At 43.3% G+C, this 13,784-nt stretch carries 15 protein-coding genes and 3 pseudogenes; 9 read left to right on the forward strand and 9 right to left on the reverse strand.

Annotated elements, in window-relative coordinates:
* Positions 1-63 precede the first annotated feature (63 nt).
* The 4 genes from E3K36_12900 to E3K36_12915 form a co-directional block, all read right to left on the reverse strand.
* The gene (locus E3K36_12900) at positions 64-285 is read right to left on the reverse strand and encodes a DUF2283 domain-containing protein (protein ID MCF6156112.1); all 222 of its coding nucleotides are present in this window, start codon (positions 283-285) and stop codon (positions 64-66) included.
* A 40-nt stretch (positions 286-325) separates the two neighbouring features.
* On the reverse strand, positions 326-478 hold the full coding sequence (locus tag E3K36_12905; GenBank protein ID MCF6156113.1) for a hypothetical protein: 153 nt from the start codon (positions 476-478) through the stop codon (positions 326-328).
* Between the two features lie 67 nt (positions 479-545).
* Complete coding sequence (locus E3K36_12910) at positions 546-734, reverse strand: hypothetical protein (protein MCF6156114.1); 189 nt, start codon at positions 732-734, stop codon at positions 546-548.
* Between the two features lie 440 nt (positions 735-1,174).
* Complete coding sequence (locus tag E3K36_12915; protein ID MCF6156115.1) at positions 1,175-1,630, reverse strand: hypothetical protein; 456 nt, start codon at positions 1,628-1,630, stop codon at positions 1,175-1,177.
* 578 nt (positions 1,631-2,208) lie between these two features.
* Here E3K36_12915 and uvrA point away from each other — a divergent pair.
* From uvrA to E3K36_12950, 7 genes are all read left to right on the forward strand, one after another.
* Positions 2,209-5,034: an excinuclease ABC subunit UvrA gene (gene uvrA, locus E3K36_12920; protein ID MCF6156116.1), complete on the forward strand. Its 2,826-nt coding sequence runs from the start codon at positions 2,209-2,211 to the stop codon at positions 5,032-5,034.
* Between the two features lie 395 nt (positions 5,035-5,429).
* Positions 5,430-6,542, forward strand: a complete 1,113-nt coding sequence (locus E3K36_12925) for a flippase-like domain-containing protein (protein MCF6156117.1) — start codon at positions 5,430-5,432, stop codon at positions 6,540-6,542.
* Between the two features lie 176 nt (positions 6,543-6,718).
* Positions 6,719-7,939: an efflux RND transporter periplasmic adaptor subunit gene (locus tag E3K36_12930; GenBank protein ID MCF6156118.1), complete on the forward strand. Its 1,221-nt coding sequence runs from the start codon at positions 6,719-6,721 to the stop codon at positions 7,937-7,939.
* Positions 7,936-8,640 carry an ABC transporter ATP-binding protein gene (locus E3K36_12935; GenBank protein MCF6156119.1) on the forward strand — a complete coding sequence of 235 codons (705 nt, stop codon included), beginning with the start codon at positions 7,936-7,938 and terminating at the stop codon, positions 8,638-8,640. Before E3K36_12930 ends, E3K36_12935 begins: the two co-directional genes overlap by 4 nt.
* Positions 8,615-9,772, forward strand: a complete 1,158-nt coding sequence (locus E3K36_12940; GenBank protein ID MCF6156120.1) for an FtsX-like permease family protein — start codon at positions 8,615-8,617, stop codon at positions 9,770-9,772. Before E3K36_12935 ends, E3K36_12940 begins: the two co-directional genes overlap by 26 nt.
* Positions 9,773-10,939 carry an ABC transporter permease gene (locus tag E3K36_12945; GenBank protein MCF6156121.1) on the forward strand — a complete coding sequence of 389 codons (1,167 nt, stop codon included), beginning with the start codon at positions 9,773-9,775 and terminating at the stop codon, positions 10,937-10,939. It abuts the gene before it with no gap.
* A gap of 713 nt (positions 10,940-11,652) precedes the next feature.
* Entirely contained in the window at positions 11,653-11,976 is a 324-nt protein-coding gene (locus E3K36_12950; GenBank protein ID MCF6156122.1) for a multidrug efflux SMR transporter, read from the forward strand.
* Positions 11,977-12,005: 29 nt separating this feature from the next.
* Here the strand turns inward: E3K36_12950 and E3K36_12955 are convergent.
* Together E3K36_12955 and E3K36_12960 are read right to left on the reverse strand one after the other, a co-directional pair.
* Positions 12,006-12,113: pseudogene (locus E3K36_12955) on the reverse strand (type II toxin-antitoxin system PemK/MazF family toxin).
* On the reverse strand, positions 12,100-12,330 hold the full coding sequence (locus E3K36_12960; GenBank protein ID MCF6156123.1) for an addiction module antitoxin: 231 nt from the start codon (positions 12,328-12,330) through the stop codon (positions 12,100-12,102). The pseudogene E3K36_12955 and the gene E3K36_12960 overlap by 14 nt, the downstream one beginning before the upstream one ends.
* 176 nt (positions 12,331-12,506) lie before the next feature.
* Between E3K36_12960 and higA the strand changes: the two are divergent.
* Positions 12,507-12,736: pseudogene (higA, locus tag E3K36_12965) on the forward strand (addiction module antidote protein, HigA family).
* A gap of 56 nt (positions 12,737-12,792) precedes the next feature.
* Here higA and E3K36_12970 read toward each other — a convergent pair.
* Positions 12,793-13,071 (reverse strand): type II toxin-antitoxin system RelE/ParE family toxin, encoded by a 279-nt coding sequence (locus tag E3K36_12970; GenBank protein ID MCF6156124.1) that lies wholly within the window; start codon positions 13,069-13,071, stop codon positions 12,793-12,795.
* Positions 13,059-13,268: a hypothetical protein gene (locus tag E3K36_12975; protein MCF6156125.1), complete on the reverse strand. Its 210-nt coding sequence runs from the start codon at positions 13,266-13,268 to the stop codon at positions 13,059-13,061. The genes E3K36_12970 and E3K36_12975 overlap by 13 nt, the downstream gene beginning before the upstream one ends.
* 145 nt (positions 13,269-13,413) lie before the next feature.
* Between E3K36_12975 and E3K36_12980 the strand changes: the two genes are divergently transcribed.
* Positions 13,414-13,662, forward strand: coding sequence for a hypothetical protein (locus E3K36_12980; protein ID MCF6156126.1), 249 nt, complete (start codon positions 13,414-13,416; stop codon positions 13,660-13,662).
* Here E3K36_12980 and E3K36_12985 read toward each other — a convergent pair.
* Positions 13,604-13,784: pseudogene (locus E3K36_12985) on the reverse strand (hypothetical protein). The gene E3K36_12980 and the pseudogene E3K36_12985 sit on opposite strands and share 59 nt — an antisense overlap.

Consider the following 13,784-nt stretch of genomic DNA (forward strand, 5'->3'; position numbering starts at 1 on the left):
AACACAAACAGGAACAAATGTAATGCAGGCTATTATCAGGATTTTTCATAAGGATTTCCCCTTTCAACTATTGGTTCTTTCTGCTTTTTTAAGGCTGATTGAAAGTGGCTTCTGCTTAAATGCACTCACTTTTAGGATAGAAAAACCGATAATGTTTCCTTTCTCATCAACCTTCTCCATCACCGCATCGTTTTCTGTCTGCCTGAAGTACCCTGCTTTTTGTTCAAATATGACTTCAAGGTAATCTCCTTCTTTGTCGTACCAGACTTTTATTTCCTTTTCCATAATATTTCACCTCTCTTTATCGTGTCCGTGAAACTGTCTTTCATCGGTCAATCGAACTTCTTTTCAAAAAATCTGTTAAATCCTTTCTTTCGCACCTTCTTTTTAGTTCTTTATCACCCGTCCATAAGACTCCATCCAATTCTAATGTCAACGCAACGAACAATGTGTCTTTTTCGTTCAAAAAACAAAACATCCTGATATTTCTGTCCGCCTTGCAACAACGCGGAAAAGAGGATGTTTATGTCGATGACTACTTTCATTTATTTTTTTATCCGTTTAAGTACTTTATCCTTGTTCTTCTTCCACCACTCTTCTTTGATTTCTTCTGATAGTTTCCATGCTTCTTTGTCAGTCATCTGGCATTTTTCTATTAACATTTCAAGTTCTATTCTTTCAATAAACTTCTTTACATAATCCTTTGAAATCAAATTCTTTGGAATTTTTACCACTAAATTTTTTCCTGATTTTAGTATTTGCTTTTATAAACCCTCCGTACTTCATAATTATTTATTGTAATATCCACTTTAAATGGCGGGTAATTCAGGGCTAAAAGAAGTTTTTGTAGGATGGGCATTGCCCATCATGATTAATCCTGATGCAAGGATGGGGCGATCTCACCCTTGCTTAATTTTCTGCCTGTGCGCTTGCCTACGTTCCACGGACAGGCAGGTGTCCGCACGCAAACAGGTTGGTAGGCAGTGCCTACCCTACAAGGCTATTTGACCACGAATTAACATAATTGGGCACAAACGGAAAACTGAAATCCAAATAATCTACTGTTGAAGTACACATCGGTAGACTAATGTTCGGTGAGTTTGGAAACGAGAAGCGTTTGGTAATCCCCGTGAACTGCAACACGCAGTTAATCAAACTGCGCTATTAGGAATGCTCAACACTCTTTTTCCAATAATTTTTTTAATTCCGGTATACAATCATATATTTTTAATACATAGTCTTTCATCCCTTCATTTACAATTTCTGGTGGAAATTTACCAGATTTATCCATTTGACGCAATTCTTCCGCCTTTAAAAGATCCGTATAGAATGTAAAAAGGCTAGTTGGCAACTCTCTGTTAAAAAAACATATTTCTTTCCTGAAGCTAAAAAACGGTCCATTTGTATAAAAAGGTTGATCTATACTTATATATTTAATTTTCGGATCAGGTGGAGGATTGTTAAGCATTCCTACAAATATCTTTAAACTTTCTTCCAATGAAGATATTTCCAGAATAAATGCTTTGGCAATATTTTTTTGTTCGTATCTTACTTGAATTTTCCACATGAAGAATGATGAAGCAAATCCGATAATCCCACCGATTACTGAAAATATAATTTCTTTAGTCATTATCATTCTCCTCACGCGTAAAAGGTGTAATCACGTTCAATAAATTCAGCAAGTGCTTTGAGATCAGCAGTGGCTTCTTGAAACCAGATTACTTTTCAGGCCATTTTGTCATCATTTTTTCAACTTCTTTCTGCGAATAAATTCGCCCTTCCTCTGTATCTTTTAATTCACGTTTAATCTTTTGAAGGGTGTAAGATGATATTGAATTTCTTCTAACGAACAATCATCTAGCAAACATTTGAGAAACTCGCTTATCTTTTGTTTGACTATCTACATATGCCCCTTCCGTTAAAAATATTATTTTGATGACCATTATTGGCAAACCCATTGTACTTGTCAAACGATTTTTCATGCTTTTTGTCTCAGCGGCAGTCCTAGAATTGTCTTGAGAATGGAGCGTGAAAATCTTATATTTAATGTCTTGGAATTTTAATAATTGAGATTCTTCGGTCGCTTCACTCCCTCAGAATGACAAGAACAATGATTCTAGCATTAGTAACAGAGCACACCGGGAACGCAGAGCAAAAATTATCTGTGTAATCTCTGTGACCTCTGTGGTTAATAAATTCTATAAAGTTATGAAGAAATCCATTATTGCCCGCGGCATACGGGTGAATAATTTAAAGAATATTGATATCGAAATCCCCCACAAAAAATTGGTGGTGATCACAGGGGTCAGCGGATCGGGCAAATCCAGTCTTGCATTCGATACCCTTTTTGCAGAAGGGCAGAGGCGGTATGTGGAATCTTTTTCGGCCTATGCGCGCCAATTCCTGGAAAGGATGGATAAGCCCGATATCGACCATATTGAAGGGATCCCCCCGGCCATAGCCATCCAGCAAAAAAACCAGGTAAAAAACCGGCGTTCAACCGTTGGGACCGCTACGGAAATTAATGACTATCTCAGGTTGTTATTTGCACGGATTGGCAAGACCTATTGTGCTAACTGTAAGCGGCATGTGCAGATTAATACCGTTTCCCACATTGTCGAGACTGTCCTGTCGTTACCGGAAGGCACACGGTTTCTGGTCACCTTCCCTATCACTGTCAGCCAAAAAGTATCGAGCCAATCACAAATCAATCTCCTGAAAGAACGCGGGTTGGTAAGGATAATGGCGGATAATGCCATTGTCGATATAACAACCGAAATAAAAGACTGGGATATCCGTACTGCGAAGTCTGTTTATGGAATTATTGATCGGCTGGTCGTCAAAGACGTGATAAAAGAACGCCTTGTGGATGCCCTGGAAACTTCATATCGTTTGGGTGCCGGGCATTTAAGCATTATATACAATATCCAAAATACCTCTCCGTATCCCGATATGCATATACAAGGATATCCTTTGACTATCCAGGATTCTCCATGGGTTGAACTGAGATACAGCAAGCAATTCTTTTGCAGTTACTGTGCTATTGAATACCCGGAACCTGTCCCTGTATTATTTTCTTTTAATAACCCGATCGGCGCGTGTCCGAAATGCCAGGGATTTGGATACACCATTGAGATTGATATGGATAGCGTCATACCGGATAAGGAAAAGACATTGAATGAAGGTGCTATCGCCCCATGGAATACCCCTACCTATAGCACGATGTTTGATTCGCTGAAAAAGGCATCTTCCAGCTATGATATCCCCTTGGATGTCCCATTCCGTAAGCTGACAAAAGAACAAGCAAGACTGATTTGGGAAGGCACAGAAGATTTTTGCGGCATCCGCGACTTCTTTGCGTGGCTGGAACAGCGGAAATATAAGATGCACGTTCGGGTGTTTTTGAGTAAATATCGGGGATACGCCTTGTGTCTTACCTGTAACGGAAGGCGTTTAAAAAGCCAGGCACTGAACGTTTTGATAAACCATAAGAATATAGCTGATGTTTGTACTATGACAATCGATGATGCATACCGATTCTTTGAAGAGATCCAGCTTACTGAGTATGAAAAAAATATTGCCCATTTGCTCTTACAGGAAATTAAAAAACGTTTAGACTATATGATTAAGGTAGGCTTGGGATACCTTACCCTGGACCGTATGACCCGCACGCTTTCAGGAGGAGAGGCCCAAAGGGTCAATCTGACAACGTCTCTTGGCTCTTCGCTGGTAAATACCCTTTACATCCTGGATGAACCCAGCATCGGACTCCACCCAAGGGATACAGATCGGCTAATACAGATACTCGGGCGATTACGGGATATCGGAAATACTGTTGTTGTAGTAGAGCATGATGAAGAGGTTATTAAGGCCGCCGATGAAATCGTTGACCTCGGGCCAGGCGCTGGTGAAAATGGTGGCATGCTTGTTTATCAGGGTTCGTTTACGGATTTACCTGCCCGTAATGGTTCACTCACCGGACAGTATTTAAAAGGTGATAAGGCAATTAAAATACCCCCTAAACGGAGAAAACCCTCCACCCGGGCTATCGTATTGAAAGGCGCCTCACAAAATAATCTGAAAGGCATAGATGTTACCTTTCCCCTTCATATGCTCGTATGTATAACGGGGGTGTCGGGATCAGGGAAGAGTACGCTCGTACAAGATACCCTTTATGGGGCGATCAAAAAAAAGCGGGAAGGATATACAGGATTCGTTGGAAAATATGAAAGTATCCATGGTATACAGTTTATTAATGATGTTATTCTTGTGGATCAATCTCCTATAGGGCGCACTCCCCGTTCCAATCCTGTCACGTATGTAAAAATATTTGATGAGATCCGAAGGCTTTTTTCTTTAACACGCGATGCAAAAATGCGCAATCTGAGTATCGGGTCTTTTTCATTCAATGTAGTTGGCGGAAGATGTGAACAGTGTGAAGGCGCCGGCTCTCTCAGGGTTGACATGCAATTCCTTGCAGATATCTACGTCACGTGCGACAAGTGCAATGGAAAGCGATTTAACAAAAAGGTACTCGATGTAAAATATAAGAACAAGAACATCCATGAGGTACTTGAAATGACTGTTGATGAAGCTATCACCTTCTTCCATGATTCTCCCCGGATTACCAGGGGGCTGAAATTTTTACAGGACACAGGATTGGGTTATTTGAGATTGGGCCAGCCAGCCACCACCCTGTCCGGAGGCGAAGCACAACGACTTAAGATTGCTACCTATATGGCCCAGGAAAATCCTGATGCAATGCTCATTATCTTTGATGAACCCACCATTGGCTTACACATGGACGATGTTCAAAAATTGCTTACCTGTTTTCAGCAATTGATTCAGGCCGGTCATTCCCTGATCGTAGTGGAACATAACCTTGACGTAATTAAATCTGCCGATTATATTATCGACCTTGGTCCTGAAGGTGGCGATGAAGGAGGATATGTCGTAGGGTGCGGCACACCGGAACAGATAGCACAAAAAGAAGCAAGTTATACGGGGAGATACCTGAAACCGTACTTTTCCTGAGTATTCTGTGTTTTAAATTAGGTTGGGTTTTAAAAGACAAAAACCCAACGACTTTTTTACCCACCCCTTAGTCCCCTCCCTGGAAGGGACTAAGGGGTGGGTTCCCTCTCAAGAGGGGAATTTGAGAAGTCCCCTCTTGAGAGGGGCAAGGGGTGTGTTTATTCATAGCATAACAAAAACATTGAAATTCCTTAACGTTTAATCAGGCCTTTGGCAACTAAACATTCCCCTCCCTTTGATGGGAGGGGCTAGGGGAGGGTGCTCACTCTTCTCTCACCCCCACCTGACCTCCCCCATTGTTCGACTGAGCTCACGCCGAAGGCTCACGGCGAAGTCTGTGTTCATCCGTGTCCAAAACAAAAATCCCTCTATCATAAATTACATGAAAGGTCACAATGAAACTTAGCAAGAAGAATATCCTGTTTATTCTGAGTATTATAGTCAGTATCGTTTGTACATGGTTGTTTATAAGAAATATTGATTGGTTGCTCCTGAAAAACGCCTTACGAGATGCAAATTATTGGCTTATCATCCCTACACTCATTTTAACCCTGCTGGTTTATGTAGTAAGGGCAATCCGGTGGCGTGGATTACTGTCACATATTAAATCAATTTCTGTAATAAATCTGTTGTCTGTTACCAGCATCGGCTTCATGGCAAACAATATTCTTCCCGCCCGTGTGGGAGAAGTGTTAAGGCCGTTTATATTGACGAAAAAGGAGGATATAAAATTTTCAACCTCCTTTGCTACAGTAATCGTGGAACGGATCTTTGACATGCTCGGACTCATTATATTCACGGTAGCCGTCATTGCCTTGTTACCACATCCCTCTGACATTCACCATAACACCCTAGTGCAAGTTTCTGCAAGTCAGGTGAGCACAGTCAAGGAATCGATTATCCCTTTACTGAAAAAATGGACCGAGGTATTCGCAGCGGTGGGGGTCTTTACCATTGCCAGCCTTTTTTTAGTCGTTATGAAACCTGATTTCTTTAAAAGAATCCTTTCAAAACTGTGCTCCTTTCTGCCCCATAAACTGAGGGATAAGGTTTTGGGGCTATATGAATCCTTTGTTTATGGTCTAAAAATTCTTGAAGATAAAAAACAAACGGTATGGATTTTGGTACTTTCACTCTTTATCTGGTTCCTCGGCGGGGCAGAAATATATCTTCTTGGATTTTCATTTCACATGCATCTCCCTTTTGTGGGGGCGTGTCTTGTCGCTGTTTGTCTTGCACTGGCGGTTGCCCTGCCTCAGGCGCCCGGCTACATTGGCGTTTTCCATATCGCGGTGCTAAAATCTTTACATATTTTCGGAATAGAAACCACAGCGGCCCAAAGCTATGCCATTGTTTTATGGGCCATCAGCATCCTTCCTTCCACGATTATGGGTTTTCTTTTTCTCTGGAGAGAAGGCATTGCCTTCCGTGAAGTAGTCAAACTGGAAGAAGAAATCGTCGAAGGGAAGCTGGAAGAGCTGGAAGGTGTAACAAAAGACATTAAATAAGTTAATCCCCCTTAGCAAAGGGGGATTTGGGGGGTTGTGTTTTTTCTCATCGAATCCTTTAATATCAAAGTATTTTACAACCCCCCTGACTCCCCCCTTTTTTAAGGGAGACTTCTTGCCTGCTACCATACACAAACCCTTTTAAATAAAATGAAAATTCATATATAATTGAGTGAATGTCACAGGAAGACCTTTTAAAATTAAAGATAGATAAGTCGGCGAGGAGTATTCGACCGGTACGGCACAGGAAACCGTACTATCGTATTGCGGTTATAGTACTCATTATCGCAGTGGTGGGATTCCTTTACTGGTTTGGAATCCTGACACCGGCAGTCCCTGTTGAGATTGCCAGCGTTACCAGGACGTATCCGTCTCAGACTCTTACCCTGTTGAATGCCAGTGGCTATGTGGTAGCTCAGCGCAAGGCTGCCGTGGCGTCCAAAATTACCAGCCGTCTTGTATCATTGAACGTTGAGGAGGGAAGCAGGGTAAAAAAGGGAGAGATCATCGCACGTCTTGAAAATGAAGATGCCGTTGCCTTTCGAAATCAGGCTGAAGCCAACCTGAATGTTGCACGCTTTGATCTCCTGCAGGCGAAGGCAGAACTTCGGGATGCTACAGTTTCCTATCGTCGTGAAAAAAAGTTACTGGCAACGGGGATCGCAACACAGGCTGAATACGATGCCGCCCTGGCCCGTTACAAAAAGGCTGTTGCCGCTGTTGCCGGTGCAAAAGCTGCGGTTAAAGCCGGTGCCGCAGCGCTTCAGGTGGCTGAAGTATCGCTGGAATATACCCTGATTCGGGCTCCCTTCGACGCGGTGGTTTTAACGAAAAGTGCTGATATCGGCGATATCGTTACCCCAATCGGAGCGGCTGCCGATTCAAAATCTGCCGTTGTTACTATTGCCGATATGGGTTCGCTTCAGGTAGAGGCCGATGTTTCTGAATCAAATCTGGAATTGGTGAAGGTTGGGCAGCCGTGTGAAATACAGCTCGATGCACTGCCAGAGTCCCGTTTTCGCGGAGAAGTCCATATGATCGTACCAACCGCCGACCGGAGCAAGGCGACGGTCATGGTCAAGGTCCGATTCATTGATAAAGACAGCCGTACACTGCCCGAAATGAGTGCAAAGGTCGCCTTTCTCTCCCGGCCCATAGAAAACGAAGAGCAAAAACCACTGACTACCATTAATACTGCTGCTATCGTAACCCGCAACGACAGGAATTTTGTTTTTCTCATAAAAGACAACCGCGTGGTGCAGACCCCGATTACTTTGGGATCCCGGCTTGGTGATATGATAGAAGTCCTTGATGGAATAAAACAAGGCGATAAGGTGGTAGTTAACCCCTTGAATAAGTTAAAAGACGGTTCAAAGGTAAAGATCATAGAAAAATAATGGAACGTAAATCACCTATTGTTGAAATAAAAAATCTGAGTAAGTCCTACCGCAGAGGGAACCAGATTATACCGGTACTGGAAAACATTACTTTTGACATCGAAGAAGGTGAATTTCTCGCATTGATGGGTCCTTCGGGTTCAGGCAAGAGCACCTTATTAAATCTGATCGCTGGCATCGACAAATCGGACAGCGGCGTCATCGCGGTAGGTGGTGTCGATATTGCGGCACTGTCGGAAACAGAACTTGCCCAATGGCGTTCTGCCAACGTTGGCTTTATCTTCCAATTTTATAACCTGATTCCGGTACTCACCGCCTTTGAGAATGTTGAATTACCACTGCTTCTAACCTGGCTCTCCAGAAAAGAGCGGAGAGAACATGTCGAAACGGCGCTTCGGATAGTCAATCTTTCCGATCGGATGGACCATTACCCCGGTCAACTCTCCGGGGGACAACAGCAACGAGTGGCTATAGCCAGGGCTGTTGTTACCGATCCGACCATAATTGTGGCAGACGAGCCGACCGGAGACCTCGACCGTGTCTCGGCAAAAGAGATACTGGAATTGATGCACCGCCTCAATGTTGAATTTGGCAAAACCATTATCATGGTGACTCATGACCCGCATGCAGCAGAAAAAGCCCGTACCATAAAACATCTGGAAAAGGGTATTTTGAATGTATCTACTGAAGCTCATTCTTAAAAACGCCTTCCGTCACAAACTGCGCACCTCGTTGACTATCCTTGGTGTTACGATCGTTATTCTTGCCTTTGGTCTCCTGAGGACTGTGGTGAGCGCGTGGTATGCAGGAGTAGAGGCGTCTTCTGCAAGCCGCCTTGTGACCAGAAATTCGATATCGCTTGTCTTTCCACTCCCTATTTCTTATAAGGATAAGATACGGCAGATAGACGGAGTGAAACTTGTATCTTACGGAAACTGGTTTGGCGGTATCTATATTGACGAAAAAAACTTTTTTGCCAACTTTGCAGTAGAACCAAAAAGCTATCTGGAATTGTATCCTGAATATGTGCTTCCCCCGGACCAGAAGGCAGCTTTTCTGCGCGATCGGAAGGCTGCTATAGCCGGACAAAAGCTGGTAACAAAATACGGCTGGGAAATTGGTGATACGATTACCCTTAAGGGGACGATTTTCCCGGGTAACTGGGAGTTTGTTGTGCGCGGGGTCTATCAGGGCAGAGACAAAAGTACCGACGAAACCCAATTTTTTTTCCACTGGGATTATCTTAATGAAACCCTGAAAAAGACCATGCCCCTGCGGGCGGACCAAACCGGCTTTTATATGGTTGGGATAAATAACCCCACCTTGGCTGAGGAGGTGGCAGTGGCTCTTGATAAAACCTTTAAAAATTCTCTTGCAGAAACCTTGACCGAGACCGAAAAGGCATTCCAGTTGAGTTTTGTTTCCATGAGTGAGGCGATTGTTGTTGCCATACAGTTGGTTTCCTTTGTAGTAATTATCATAATCATGGTGGTATTGGCCAATACCATGGCCATGACTGCCCGCGAGCGAATCGGAGAATATGCAATACTCAAAACACTGGGGTTTGGCAGCTGGCATATTGCTGTGTTGGTATTTGGGGAATCCCTGCTTATTGCCATGATTGGTTGTACTATGGGTATTACTTTTACCTTTCCAACTGCAAAAGTCTTTGGCAATACTATGGGGACTTACTTCCCGGTGTTTAACGTAACAACAAAAACCATCTGCCTCGATATTGCAGCCTCGGTCTTAGTTGGTCTGGTAGCGGCAATTATCCCGACCTGGCGCGCGGCAAAGATCCGGATAGCTGATGGCCTCAGGAGGATTGGATAAGTGAGAATACCCTTTTTATACAGCTTTCGTAATCTCCTGACCCGCAGGCTTACTACAACACTTACGGCATCGGGCATGGCACTGGTGGTATTCGTATTTGCCTCGATTTTAATGCTGGCAGAGGGGTTGCGGAAAACCCTGGTGAATACCGGTTCCTATGATAATGTGGTAGTAATCCGCAAGGCAGCATCCTCTGAAGTGCAGAGCGCTGTTGATCGACAACAAGCTTCTATTATAGAAACACAACCGGAAGTGGCTCTGGGAACAAATGGCCAGAAACTGTTGGCAAAGGAATTGGTTGTGCTTATCAACCTTCCCAAGCGGGGAAGCAATAAACCGTCCAATGTGGTTATCAGAGGGATTTCAGGGAGTTCTCTCATATTGCGTCCTCAGGTAAAACTCATTGAGGGACGTATGCCCCGACCGGGTTCATCCGAAATAATCGCAGGTCAAAGCATTGCGAAAAGGTTTAAGGGAGGCGGCATGGGCGAAACCCTCCGGTTCGGGATGAGGGACTGGACTGTTGTAGGCATGTTCGATGCGGGGAACACCGGTTTCAGTTCGGAAATATGGGGTGATGCCGACCAGCTTATGCAGGCATTCCGCCGCCCGGTGTATTCGTCTGTTATCTTTCAGTTACGCGATCCTTCAGAGTTCAATAAGGTTAAGGCACGCATTGAAGGCGATCCTCGCCTGACCCTGGAGGCCAAACGGGAAATCGCGTACTATGAAGACCAATCGAAAATGATGGCAAAATTCCTGCGCATCCTGGGGTTATCGCTGACTATAATCTTTTCTCTGGGCGCCATTATCGGCGCCATGATTACTATGTATTCTGCGGTGGCTAACCGTACCAGTGAAATTGGCACACTCCGTGCTCTAGGCTTTCAAAGAAGGAGTATTTTAGGTGCTTTTCTCATGGAATCACTCATACTCGGTTTTTTGGGCGGCTGCGTAGGGCTGTTTTTCGCTTCATTTATGCAACTCCTCACCATTTCTACCATGAACTTTCAGACCTTTTCCGAACTCGCCTTCACCTTCTCCCTTAACTACGGTATCGTCTATAAATCCCTGACATTCTCTCTGATCATGGGTTTTCTCGGTGGTGTGCTGCCTGCCGTCAGATCATCGCGCATGAATATTGTGGACGCCCTTCGGGCGAGTTGATAATTTGTAACAGTTTAAAATCCTGTAGGTACTGGCAGTAATCATCCCCCGCTGGCGGGGGCAGGGGGTGGAAACAGGAGGTGGAAATTGGAAAGCCAATACGATGGACATGTAGTCCCTGAGCGCTAACCATAAGATGAAGCGTTGCAGAGTATAAACAGTGATATCTAGCGCAGCGAAGCAGCAACCAATCCTCCGTTGTGAAAGCGGGGAGATTGCTTCGGAAAAGACCCTCGCAATGACACTGGCTATGCCTTTGATGACATAGTGCACGTTGTCATTGCGAGCGAAGCGAAGCAATCTTTCTCTCATAAACAAACTGTACCTCCTGATAAGGGGGTAAATAGGGTTGTGAAAAAACTTACAAAAAAAGATGTTTTTATGGAGTAATGCTATAAATGGAGAAAACAGATGGTAGACACAAGTGAAGCAGTACTGTCCACCCCCTAACCCCCGCCAGCGGGGGACAAGTAAAGACGACCCGGCGGGGCGTCTTTACCAGAACAAGGGGTGGGTGGTAATTATAGATTCTTAACTTAACACGTATGGGCTTTGCTCCCTGCTCTATACTGACGGCCTTTCAGGCCTGGCATTGAAATTCAAAGGCTTTGCTTTCTTAAACTCTCAAACTGTTAGACATTGTTGGTGTTGGGTTTCGCTCTCGCTCTACCCAACCTACAGAACTGTTAGATAAAACGGATAGGAGGTATTCAATGAGTTGGGTTTATCTGATCTTAGCAATACTTTTAGAAGTCTCAGGTACCACATGCATGAAATTATCCCAGGGTTTCACGAAACTATTGCCATCGGTATTGCTCTTTATCCTCTATGGATTTAGTTTTACTTCGTTTTCCTTTGCCCTCAAAAAGCTTGATGTAAGCGTTGCCTATGCGGTATGGTCGGGGCTGGGAACGACCCTTATAACAATAGTGGGAATTACGTGGTTTAGGGAGCCGTTAAATTTCTTAAAGATAATTTCGATTGGACTGATTATACTAGGCGTGATTGGTTTGCGTTTGAGCGGGGGAATACAGTAATCGCAAGGGAACCGTCTCCATCCTTGGCAAACGCTATTTGATGCATTATTGCTAACGACCACGGCAGGACGTTTTTTCCTAATCTCTCCACCGACAGAGGGATCAAAATTAACCCACCAGACCTCACCTCTTTTCATGGGTTATGTCCTTAAAAGTTGTTTCAGCCCAATCCAAGGCTTTTGCCTCTCTCTTTTTGTCTTTTGACATTTGGGAGTATGCCAATTCCAGATTTGGACGAACTACGTGCGGACGAACTAATTCCTCAACAAATTTGCTAATCTTGCGGGGGCCTATGGTCTTATGAAGACCTTCATAAACTTCCTCATCTATGGTTATTGTCAACTTTTTTTGCATTGAAATCCTCCTTTCTATATACGTGTAGTATACGTGCTGATTGTAGATGTGTCAATGGTAGGACAGATAACAGGATGATCTATTTTAGCAGGGAAGAAGGAGGGCAAATGGTCAGCATTATTCTATTATTATTCAACAATCAATAGTTAAAATATGAAGGTCTGACCCTGGACGCTCAGAGGATTAATGAAATTATCAACAAACGCCGTGGTGTGACACCCGTACAGCTTTACGGCTTGCAAAATTCTTTGGGGTTTCAGAAGATTTTTGGATGAATCTGCAAATAAGATGGGATATATATAAGGCAAAACTTAATGAGGCAAAAGAATTAAAGACAATTAGATCTCTCAGAATGGATGAGTCATTTAGATTATCAAAAGAGTTGAAGCAGATTGGTAAACAATAAAGATTTGATTTCCCCTTCTCTCTTTCAATTAAGACGAGACATCCATCAAACGCCCTTCAACTTTTTATAGAACGATAGCCTCTACCCCTATGTTCAATTTCGTAAATCTTTATATGCTTTGCATCGTTATAGACCCAGTAAATTATACGATAATCTCCAACCCTAACTTTGCAAAGTCCGCGTAAATCATCGGGTAGAGATTTAAGGGGATGATGAATTACTTTGTCGGCATTTTCAGCAAGCCAATCAATCTTTTGGGCAATTCTTATTTGGACAGGTTTATCGAGATTTTTAAAAGAATCCTCAGCATCAGGTAAGAATGTTATTTTATACATAGTTCTTCTTTGAGGGCTTGCCATTCCTTGCCTTTTCCTTGAATATCCTCTTGTCTTGCCTTTCGCATTTTCTTTATAAATTCAGGATTTTGTAATAGAAGCCAGTCTTCAAGGTCTTCTTTTGTATCAGCAGTTTCAAAAACGCTCAGCGGAAAAGTGACTGTCTCCTTTTTCGATTTTTTCCTGGTTAATGCCATCTGATATTTCCTTTCTTGTGGGAATGGGGTCACATCTTAAATATTAAATATTGACAATTTTTCTGTCATTATTATAATGACTTCTCTATTTTCTTTCACTTTAAATTTTTAACAAGAGAGAAAGAACTCATGGCAAGACCTTTACGTGTGGAATGAATTCAGGTGTAGCGAGGAGCAAGTAAAAATCAGCGGGCGCAAGAATAATAAAGTACGCGCAATTGCAATGTATCTTGCCCGCGACCTGAGCGGGGTATCAGGTAAGGATCTTGGTGTAATTTTCGGTGGTATATCAGGAGCGGCGATTACCATGATCTATAATCAGATCAATACAGAACTCATGCGGAATAAAAACCTGGGTGATAAGATAATAAATTTAAAGAAACAATTGCTGTAGAGTAAAATACTGGCGTAGTGGCTACAGGCTGAGGTTTGTATTCCCGGTTTCTCTCCGTTTCCTTTGAGAGTGTCACACCATCTCAACCATACCCTATTTCCAGCATCTTCTCGTCAAACCGT

It is taken from the genome of Candidatus Brocadia sp., from assembly GCA_021646415.1.
Classification (GTDB): Bacteria; Planctomycetota; Brocadiia; order Brocadiales; family Brocadiaceae; genus Brocadia.

What these genes read in the sequence shown, in the direction of transcription:
- E3K36_12900 (MCF6156112.1), bottom strand. Translation starts at nt 285, where the DNA reads ATGGAAAAGGAAATAAAAGTCTGGTACGACAAAGAAGGAGATTACCTT.
- E3K36_12905 (MCF6156113.1), bottom strand. Translation starts at nt 478, where the DNA reads ATGTTTTGTTTTTTGAACGAAAAAGACACATTGTTCGTTGCGTTGACA.
- E3K36_12915 (MCF6156115.1), bottom strand. Translation starts at nt 1,630, where the DNA reads ATGACTAAAGAAATTATATTTTCAGTAATCGGTGGGATTATCGGATTT.
- uvrA (MCF6156116.1), top strand. Translation starts at nt 2,209, where the DNA reads ATGAAGAAATCCATTATTGCCCGCGGCATACGGGTGAATAATTTAAAG.
- E3K36_12925 (MCF6156117.1), top strand. Translation starts at nt 5,430, where the DNA reads ATGAAACTTAGCAAGAAGAATATCCTGTTTATTCTGAGTATTATAGTC.
- E3K36_12930 (MCF6156118.1), top strand. Translation starts at nt 6,719, where the DNA reads ATGTCACAGGAAGACCTTTTAAAATTAAAGATAGATAAGTCGGCGAGG.
- E3K36_12940 (MCF6156120.1), top strand. Translation starts at nt 8,615, where the DNA reads ATGTATCTACTGAAGCTCATTCTTAAAAACGCCTTCCGTCACAAACTG.
- E3K36_12950 (MCF6156122.1), top strand. Translation starts at nt 11,653, where the DNA reads ATGAGTTGGGTTTATCTGATCTTAGCAATACTTTTAGAAGTCTCAGGT.
- E3K36_12960 (MCF6156123.1), bottom strand. Translation starts at nt 12,330, where the DNA reads ATGCAAAAAAAGTTGACAATAACCATAGATGAGGAAGTTTATGAAGGT.
- E3K36_12970 (MCF6156124.1), bottom strand. Translation starts at nt 13,071, where the DNA reads ATGTATAAAATAACATTCTTACCTGATGCTGAGGATTCTTTTAAAAAT.
- E3K36_12975 (MCF6156125.1), bottom strand. Translation starts at nt 13,268, where the DNA reads ATGGCATTAACCAGGAAAAAATCGAAAAAGGAGACAGTCACTTTTCCG.